At 68.0% G+C, this 9,116-nt stretch carries 7 protein-coding genes and 1 pseudogene; 4 read left to right on the top strand and 4 right to left on the bottom strand.

Annotated elements, in window-relative coordinates:
• Positions 1-219: 219 nt before the first annotated feature.
• Positions 220-453, bottom strand: coding sequence for a sulfurtransferase TusA family protein (locus tag LRF89_RS12500; RefSeq protein WP_201170193.1), 234 nt, complete (start codon positions 451-453; stop codon positions 220-222).
• The gene (locus LRF89_RS12505) at positions 440-1,504 is read right to left on the bottom strand and encodes a tRNA (5-methylaminomethyl-2-thiouridylate)-methyltransferase (RefSeq protein WP_201170195.1); all 1,065 of its coding nucleotides are present in this window, start codon (positions 1,502-1,504) and stop codon (positions 440-442) included. Before LRF89_RS12505 ends, LRF89_RS12500 begins: the two co-directional genes overlap by 14 nt.
• Before the next feature lie 131 nt (positions 1,505-1,635).
• Between LRF89_RS12505 and glyQ the strand changes: the two genes are divergently transcribed.
• Genes glyQ through LRF89_RS12525 form a run of 4 tightly spaced genes read left to right on the top strand, consistent with a single transcriptional unit; the run spans position 1,636 to position 5,932 of the window.
• Complete coding sequence (glyQ, locus tag LRF89_RS12510) at positions 1,636-2,550, top strand: glycine--tRNA ligase subunit alpha (protein ID WP_201242137.1); 915 nt, start codon at positions 1,636-1,638, stop codon at positions 2,548-2,550.
• Positions 2,543-4,633, top strand: a complete 2,091-nt coding sequence (glyS, locus tag LRF89_RS12515) for a glycine--tRNA ligase subunit beta (RefSeq protein ID WP_201242136.1) — start codon at positions 2,543-2,545, stop codon at positions 4,631-4,633. The genes glyQ and glyS overlap by 8 nt, the downstream gene beginning before the upstream one ends.
• 10 nt (positions 4,634-4,643) lie before the next feature.
• The gene (gene gmhB, locus LRF89_RS12520) at positions 4,644-5,189 is read left to right on the top strand and encodes a D-glycero-beta-D-manno-heptose 1,7-bisphosphate 7-phosphatase (RefSeq protein WP_201170203.1); all 546 of its coding nucleotides are present in this window, start codon (positions 4,644-4,646) and stop codon (positions 5,187-5,189) included.
• Complete coding sequence (locus LRF89_RS12525; RefSeq protein ID WP_238634193.1) at positions 5,186-5,932, top strand: lysophospholipid acyltransferase family protein; 747 nt, start codon at positions 5,186-5,188, stop codon at positions 5,930-5,932. Before gmhB ends, LRF89_RS12525 begins: the two co-directional genes overlap by 4 nt.
• A 114-nt stretch (positions 5,933-6,046) precedes the next feature.
• Here the strand turns inward: LRF89_RS12525 and gyrB are convergent, their stop codons facing one another.
• Positions 6,047-8,470 carry a DNA topoisomerase (ATP-hydrolyzing) subunit B gene (gene gyrB / locus LRF89_RS12530; protein ID WP_238637276.1) on the bottom strand — a complete coding sequence of 808 codons (2,424 nt, stop codon included), beginning with the start codon at positions 8,468-8,470 and terminating at the stop codon, positions 6,047-6,049.
• A gap of 58 nt (positions 8,471-8,528) precedes the next feature.
• A pseudogene (locus LRF89_RS12535) lies at positions 8,529-9,116 on the bottom strand (hypothetical protein); the annotation flags it as partial.

Genomic DNA, 9,116 nt, shown 5'->3' on the forward strand with positions numbered 1-9,116 from the left:
AGTGTCGGTAAAGCGAAGGTCGACGAATTTGACGTCTTCGTCCTCGATCAGCTTGAGGACATCTTCTCCGGTACGCGCCATAAGCTCACAGCCTCTGCGTGGGAAACAATGGGGCGGGGCGTGCGCCCGGAGGGTGCATCAACCCCGCAGCCGCGCCTTATTGTGGGGCATTTCGCGCCCCGACGCACCTGTGGCGTGGTGCTACGGCCGGCATGGGCTTCACGCCCCACCGACCCGGATGCGGATCCGGTGCTCATCGCCGCTGGGCTCGGTGGCGATGACCTCATGACCGTGGACCCGGCACCAGGCCGGGATGTCCTCGAGGGCACCAGGGTCGGTGACCACCACCTCCAGCTCATCGCCGGCGACCAATCGTGCCACCTGGGCCTGGGTGCGGATCACCGGCAGCGGGCAAAGCAGATGGCGGCAGTCGAGCTCGTTATCCGTCGCCATGATCGCCTCCCACGTACCACGCGTCGGGAACATTCTCCGGCGCCATCGGAGGCACGGCGAGCGATTGCACGTTGCCCTCGGTATCCTCGAGTTCCAGATCGACTCGTTCGGCATTCCGCCCGGAAGAGTAACGAGCCACCAACCGTGCCGCCAGCTCCAGGTCGTGCTCGTCCCAGGTGCCGTCGATCAACGCCACCGGACCGCCGTGGCTGATCGTGCGCAGGTGCGGATAGCGGCGCTTGTAGCCCTGCAGAAAGCGGGTCTCACCGGCCTCACGGGCGATGATGAGCTTGAAGTGCTCGCGCGGGCGCAGATGACGGCCCACCTTGAGTAGCATGATGTCGTCCAGGTCGTACTCACGGGAACCGCGCGCCTGCCAAAGATCGGCCAGCTTGGCCGAGTAGCTGGCATCGGTCAGAAAACAGCAGCCGCCGGCGGGCTGCGCCCAGGCCTCGATGCCCAGGCTGCGCGCCAGCGCGAACTGGGGCTTGCGCGAGCGGCCATGCAGGTCGTGGAGGCGCTCACGATCCACCCAGCCCTCGCGCTCGGGCCGCGTCGGCTCCAGAAGCTTCGCCGAGAGCGGACGCAGGAGCAGGTCCTCGACCTCGGCATCCCGGGTGATCACCGGCAGCTTGTCCCGGGTCTGGGACTTGGGCCGCTGGCCGATCACCTCGCCGGTGACGATGAAATCGAAGCCGTTGGCCTCGATCCACTCGCGGGCCTTGCGCACCATGAACACCTTGCAGTCCAGGCAAGGATTGAGATTAGCGCCGTAGCCGTAGCGGGGGTTGGTGAGGACCTCCTTGTACTCCTCGATGACATCGACGATGTGTAGCGGCATACCCAGCTGCTCGGCCACCCACAGGGCGTTGTTGCGCTTGGGCCGTTGCTGATCCTTGCTGCGAATGGCGTGGGTGTGGCCCTCGACGCAGAAGCCGGTGTAGAAATTGATCCCCTCCACGTGGACACCCTGGTCCTGGACCACGCGGGCGGCCAGCATGGAATCGAGACCCCCGGAGATGAGCGCGACGGCTTTCGGTTGCTCGGGCATGACACGCAACTGTATCGGAGTGGAGGGAGAATTCTACCAAAACGGTCGTTGAGCCCGTGCAAGTGCCCGGACCGGATCGCTATACTGCGCCGCTACTGCGCACTGAGCCGACGGGATCAACGGAGGCGAGCTTGGCCGAGCTACCGCGGGATTTTCAGGAACTCATCCTCAACCTGCAGCAGTACTGGGCCCGACAGGGCTGCGTGGTACTGCAGCCACTGGATATGGAAGTGGGCGCGGGGACCTTCCACCCGGCGACCTTCCTGCGCGCGGTGGGCCCCGAGCCCTGGCACGCCGCCTACGTCCAGCCGTCACGCCGGCCTACGGACGGGCGCTACGGTGACAACCCCAACCGCCTGCAGCATTACTACCAGTTCCAGGTGGTTCTTAAGCCGTCGCCGGCAGATTTTCAGGAGCGCTACCTCGGCTCGCTGGAGCAGCTCGGCATCGACCCGCAGATCCACGACATCCGCTTCGTCGAGGACGACTGGGAGTCACCGACCCTCGGGGCCTGGGGCCTGGGCTGGGAGGTCTGGCTCAACGGCATGGAGATCACCCAGTTCACCTATTTCCAACAGGTGGGCGGACTCGACTGCCGGCCAGTGATGGGCGAGATCACCTACGGGCTCGAGCGCATCGCCATGTATCTGCAGAACGTGGAGAGCGTCTACGACCTGATTTGGACGCACACCGATGCGGGGCCGGTCACCTACGGCGACGTCTTCCTGCAGAACGAGCGCGAGCAGTCGGCATACAACTTCGAGCAGGCCCCCGTGGAGGCGCTGCTCGAGGCCTTTCGGCACCAGGAACAGGAGTGCCAACGCCTGGTCGAGGTAGGGCTGCCGCTGCCGGCCTACGAGCAGGTCCTGAAGGCCTCGCACACCTTCAACCTGCTCGACGCACGGGGCGCCATCTCGGTCACCGAGCGCCAGGGCTACATCCTGCGGGTGCGCAATCTGGCCCGCACCGTGGCGCAGGGCTACTACCAGTCGCGCGAGGAGCTTGGCTTTCCGCTGCTGCAGGATAAGGAGTCCACCCATGGCTGAACGCCGCCCCCTGCTCATCGAAATCGGTACCGAGGAGCTGCCGCCGAAGGCCCTGCAGCGGCTGATGACCGCCTTCCGGGATGACCTCGCCGGCGCCCTGGAGGAGCAGCGCCTGCAGCCGCAGGGGGTGCAGGCGTTCGCCACCCCGCGGCGACTGGCGGTGCGCATTGAGGCCGTGGACACCCGCCAGGCCGATGAACGGATCGAGCGGCTCGGGCCCCGGCTTGACGCCGCCCAAGATGCCGATGGCAATCCCACCAAGGCTGCAGAGGGGTTTGCGCGCTCCTGCGGCGTCAGCGTCGAAGACCTGGAGAGCGTTGACACCGACAAGGGCCCACGACTGGTCTGGCGCGGGGTCCAACCGGGCGAGGCCGCCGAGGCGATCATCCCCGGGCTGGTGGAGACCGCGCTCGGAAGACTGCCGATTCCCAAGCGCATGCGCTGGGGCAGCGGCGAGGTCGAGTTCGTACGGCCCATCCACTGGACGGTGGCGCTGCTCGGCGAGGCGGTGATCCCCGGTAGCATTCTCGGCATTCCCACCGGGCGGACCACATATGGCCACCGCTTCCACGGCCGGGGTCGCAGCGGGATCGACCTCCCCGAGCCCGGCGTCTACGAGCAATTGCTCGAGGAGCAAGGACGGGTCGTGGCGGACTTCGCCGATCGTCGGCGTCGCGTCGAGGCGGGTGTGCGCCAGGAGGCCGAGCGTGCCGGCGGCACACCGGTGGGTGACGAGGCGCTACTCGACGAGGTGACGGGCCTTGTGGAGTGGCCGGTGGCACTCTCCGGCGACTTCGACCAACGCTTCTTGGCGATGCCCGAAGAGGCCCTTATCTCCAGCATGCAGGGACACCAACGTTGCTTCCCGGTGCGCGGTGCCGAGGGCCGACTGCTGGCAAGCTTCATCACGGTGGCCAACATCGACAGCCGCGACCCGCAGCAGGTCCGCCACGGCAATGAACGGGTGATCCGGCCCCGCCTGGCGGACGCCGAGTTCTTCTGGCGGCAGGACCGGCGCCTGCCCCTGGGCGAGCGGCTCGAGCAGCTGCAGCACGTAGTCTTCCACCGCCGCCTGGGCGATCTGCGCGCACGCAGCGAGCGAATCAGCCGTCTGGCGGAGCGGGTCACCGGGCAGATCGGTGCGGATGCCGATGCGGCAGGCCGCGCCGGGCTGCTGGCCAAGTGCGATCTCGTCACCGAGATGGTCGACGAGTTCCCTGAGCTGCAGGGGATCATGGGTGGCCACTACGCGCGGGCCGACGGCGAGGGCGAGGCCGTGGCGGCGGCCATCGGCGCCCACTATCGGCCGGCCTTTGCCGGTGATGCCCTGCCTCACACGCCGGAGGGGCAGGCTGTCAGCATCGCCGACCGCATCGATACCCTAGTCGGCATCTTCGCCGCCGACGGCCCGCCCTCGGCGGACAAAGATCCCTTCGGCTTGCGCCGGGCGGCCATCGGCCTGCTCCGCTGCCTGATCGAGGGCGGCCATGACCTCTCGCTGCGCGAGCTGCTGGACACCGCCGCCGGGATGATCGCCGACGAGTGCGGGGTGGCGACCGACGGCATCGCCGAACAGGTCGCTGGCTTCTGTCACGAGCGGCTCCGGGGCTACTACGCCGAGCGGGGCTACGCCGCCGAGGTGTTCGAGGCGGTGGCCGCCGTCGAACCGGCTTCGCCTCTGGATTTCCACCGCCGCCTGGCGGCCTGTTCGGCGTTCCGCGAGCGCGCCGAAGCACAGACCCTGGGCGAGGCGAACAAGCGCATCGGCAATATCCTGCGCCGTGCCGGACTCGATCCTCAAACGCGGCCGGAGGCCGTGGCCGCCGGCGATGAGCCGGCCGAACAGGCACTGGCCGAGGCCCTGCGGGGGGCGTGGGCGGAGGCTCAGCCATGCATCGAAGCGGCCGATTACGGCGCAGCGCTCACCGCTCTGGCAGGCCTGCACGAGCCCGTCGACCGATTCTTCACTGATGTCATGGTGATGGCCGACGACGAAGCGGTGCGCCAGCGCCGGCTGGAGCTCCTCGGGGCCGTCCGGCACGCCTTCCGCGCGGTGGCCGACCTCTCCCACCTGCCGGGCTGAAGCCGCCGTTATGCCGTGGCTCATCCTGGATCGGGACGGTGTCATCAATCGCGACTCCGAGGCCTTCATCCGGACCCCGCAGGAGTGGGTACCGATCCCCGGCAGCATCGAGGCCATGGCCCGGCTCAGCCGGGCCGGCTGGCGGGTGGCCATCGCTACGAACCAGTCCGGTCTGGCCCGGGGACTGTTCGACGCAGCGACCCTGGAAGCCATCCACGCTAAGCTCGAGCAGGCCGTCTCTGCAGCCGGCGGCTGTATCGACGCGCTGGCGTACTGCCCGCACGGTCCTGGGGACGGGTGTACCTGTCGCAAGCCGGCCCCCGGACTGTACCGCGAACTGGCCGAACGGCTGGAGGAGCGGCTCGAGGGCGTACCCGTGATCGGCGACTCGGCGCGGGACCTGGAGGCCGCCGCCGCGGTCGGCGCACGACCGATCTTGGTACGCACCGGCAAGGGCGAGGAAACGTTGGCGCGGGGCGGGCTGCCGCCGGGGACGGAGATCCACGCCGACCTGGCCGCAGCGGCGGCGCGTCTGCTCGAGGAGGAGGAACCATGACAATCAAGGGCGGCACTCCACGCGAGTGGCTGGGCAGCAGCCTACACCTGGCCTTGATGGCTGTCACCGCCCCGATCTGGACCGTGCTGGGGCTGCTTACGTATCCCCTCGGCTACCGGTCGCGCTACCGCTTTCTTAGCGCCTGGGGGCTGGTGGTCATCGAGTCGGCGCGCTGGTTGTGCAGCCTCGATTATCGGGTGCAGGGACTGGAGAACCGCCCCGAGGGAGCCGCGGTGGTCATGGCCAAGCACCAATCGGCGTGGGAGACGCTAGCCCTACTGAAGTGGTTCTCGCCGCAGACGTGGGTGCTCAAGGAGTCATTGCTGCGCATCCCATTCTTCGGCTGGGGACTGCGGCTGCTTGAGCCGATCGCCATCGACCGCCAAGCCCGCGGCACCGCACGGCAACAGGTGATCGAACAGGGCACGGATCGGCTGCGGCGCGGGCGCTGGGTCATTATCTTCCCGGAAGGAACCCGGATCCCGCCAGGGCAGAAGGGCCGCTACCGCAGTGGCGGTGCCGAGCTGGCCATCCGGGCCGGGGTCCCGGTGGTGCCGGTGGCGCACAATGCCGGCTCGTTCTGGGGCCGTAACAGCCCGCTGCGGCGCAGCGGGCGGATCGAGGTTGTCATCGGTCCCCCTGTGGCCACCCAGGGCCGCAGCGCCGAGGAAATCACTGCGGAGGTCGAGGCCTGGATCGAGCGGCAGATGGTGGAGCTGGAGGGCCGGCCCCCGGACGGATAACCGCGCCGGGGGCGGCAACGCCCCGGCGGGGGCCCCCCCCCCCGGGGGGGGGGGGGGGGGCCCCCCCCCCCCGGCCCCCCCGCCCCGCCGTGGTCGCCGGGGACGACCGCGGTATTAGACGTCGAGGTTGGAGACCGCCAGTGCGTTGCGCTCGATGAAGTCGCGCCGCGGCTCCACGTGATCCCCCATCAGCGTGGTGAAGATCTCGTCGGCGGCCACCGCGTCGTCGATGGTCACCCGCAGGAGGCGGCGGGTCTCCGGATTCATGGTGGTCTCCCAGAGCTGATCCGGATTCATCTCGCCCAGACCCTTGTAGCGCTGAATGGTCTGCCCGCGCTTGGCCTCCTCCATGAGCCAATCCACCGCCTCGCGGAGGCTGCCGACCGGTCTCCGCCGCTCGCCACGGAGCACCTCGGCGCCTTCGTGCAGGAGCCCGTCGAGCAGCGAGGCGAGGGCCTTCAGCGTCTCGTACTCCGCCGAGAGGAAGAACTGCGGGTTAAAACGGTACTCCTGATCCAGGCCGTGGCGACGCCGGGTAACGACGGCTTCCTGGAAGCCCCCGTCGGGGCCGCGCTGGACCGTCACGCGATAACGCATGCTGGCATCGGTGGCGGCTTCCACCCGCTCGACCAGCTGTTCGAACCACGCCTGCATGGCCGCGGCATCGGTGATGTCGTCCTCGCCGCGCGGGGCCAAGGTGGTCATCTGCTCGAGGATGGCCGGATCCCAGCGCCGTGAGACGTGCTCGATCAGCTCCATCGCCTCATAGTAACGACGGGCCAGCCGACCCAGGGCCTCGCCGGTGATCGGCGGGGCACCACCGCCGGGGTGGAGGGCGGCGCCGTCAAGGGCCAGCTCCAGCAGGTAATCGGTCAGCTCGCGCTCATCCTTGACGTAGTGTTCCTGCTTACCCCGCTTGATCTTGTACAGCGGGGGCTGGGCGATGTAAACGTTGCCGCGTTCGACCAACTCACGCATCTGCCGATAGAAGAAGGTCAGCAGCAGGGTGCGGATGTGCGAGCCGTCCACGTCGGCGTCGGTCATGATGATGATCCGATGGTAGCGCAGCTTATCCGGATCAAAGTCATCACGGCCGATGCCACAGCCGAGCGCGGTGATCAGGGTGCCCACCTCGGCGGAGGAGAGCATCTTGTCAAAACGCGCCTTCTCCACGTTGAGGATCTTGCCCTTGAGCGGCAGGATCGCCTGGGTGCGCCGGTCCCGTCCCTGTTTGGCAGAGCCGCCGGCGGAGTCGCCCTCCACTAGATAGATCTCCGACTTGGCCGGGTCGCGCTCCTGGCAGTCGGCGAGCTTGCCGGGCAGACCGGCGATGTCCAGGGCGTCCTTGCGCCGGGTCATCTCGCGGGCCTTGCGCGCCGCTTCGCGGGCGCGGCTGGCCTGGATGACCCGCTCGGCGATGGCGCGAGCCTCCGGCGGGTGCTCGGCGAGGAAGGTCTGCAGCGACTCCGAGAGCAGGGATTCGACAATCCCCTTCACCTCGGAGGAGACGAGCTTGTCCTTGGTCTGCGAGGAGAACTTGGGATCCGGCGCCTTGACCGAGACCACGGCGGTCAGACCCTCGCGGACATCCTCGCCGCTCGGAGTGGACTTGAGCTTCTTCAGGTAGCCCTCGGTCTCCAGGTAACCGTTCACCGTACGAGTCAACGCCCCGCGGAAGCCGGCCAGGTGGGTGCCGCCGTCGCGCTGCGGGATGTTGTTGGTGAAACAGAAGATATTCTCCTGGTAGGAGTCGTTCCACTGCATCGCCACATCCACGCCGACACCGTCTCGCCAGGCGGTGACGTAGAACACCGTCGGGTGCAGCGGGGTCTTGTTGCGGTTGAGGTGCTCCACGAAGGCGCGGATGCCGCCGGTGTACTCGAAGACGTCCTCTTTCTCGGTCCGCTCGTCCTTGAGGACGATGCGCACCCCGGGATTGAGGAAGGAGAGCTCCCGGAAGCGCTTGGCGAGGATGTCGTAGTTGTACTGGACCTCGGTGAAGACGGCCTCAGAGGGCTTGAAGGTGATGCGCGTACCGGTCTGCTCGGTCTCCCCGACGACCTTGAGCGAGGTGACCGGAGCACCGTCGGCATACTCCTGCACGTGGACCTTGCCATCGCGCTCGATGACCAGCCGCAGGCGCTCGGAGAGGGCGTTCACCACCGAGACACCGACGCCGTGCAGGCCACCGGAGACCTTGTAGCTGTTGTCATCGAACTTACCCCCGGCGTGCAACACGGTCATGATGACCTGCGCCGCGGGGACGCCCTCCTCAGCATGGGTGTCCACCGGGATGCCGCGACCGTTGTCGGTCACGGTGACGGAATGATCCGCGTGGAGGGTGACGGTGATCTCGGAGCAGTGTCCGGCGAGGGCCTCGTCGATGGAGTTGTCGAGGACCTCGAAGACCATGTGGTGGAGGCCCGTGCCGTCGTCCGTATCGCCGATGTACATGCCCGGGCGCTTGCGGACGGCATCGAGCCCGCGCAGCACCTGAATGCTCTCGGAGTCGTACTGCGGCGTAATCTCCGTGGTCATCGATGATTCAGCCTCTCAAGGGGTGCGTCTGGACCGGGGGTCCGGCCGTAAAACGGCATTATACCATCGCTGACAGGCTGCCTTCGCGTACGTCGTACCAGTGGCCCGGGGGCAGATTGACCGGGAGGGCGTCGCCGTCGATGGCGGTCAGGAAGATCTGGGTCGGCTGATCGGTCACGGTGTGCAGCACCGTGCGCAAGTGCACCGGATCGAGTTCGGCAGGCAGATCATCGATCAGGAGCAGGGGCGCCAGACCCTGGCGTGCCCAGAGCTGAACTTCGGCGACCAGCAATGCGACGACCAGCAGCTTCTGCTGGCCCCGGGAAAGGGCGTCGGCGGCAGGGATGCGCTCGCGGCTGAGTAGCAGGTCGGCCCGGTGCGGGCCGCGGTGGGTGAAACCGGCGGTGCGGTCGCGCTCGAGCTGCTCATCGAGGACATCCTCCCACGCGGCTTCGGCGGCAGCGCCCCGATAGTAGCGCAGCTCCAGGTTCTCCAGGCCGAGCCACTGGCGCGCCAGATCGGCCCACGTCGGGCGGAGGGCTTGGATGAAGCGGTGGCGGGCGGCATCGACGGCCGTCGCGCAGTGGATGAGCACAGGGGTCCAGGCTTGCTCGCTGCGGCGGTCACCAACCCGCAGGGCGGCGTT

It is taken from the genome of Halorhodospira sp. 9621 (assembly GCF_022228055.1).
In the GTDB taxonomy this organism is placed as follows: Bacteria; Pseudomonadota; Gammaproteobacteria; order Nitrococcales; family Halorhodospiraceae; genus Halorhodospira; species Halorhodospira halophila_A.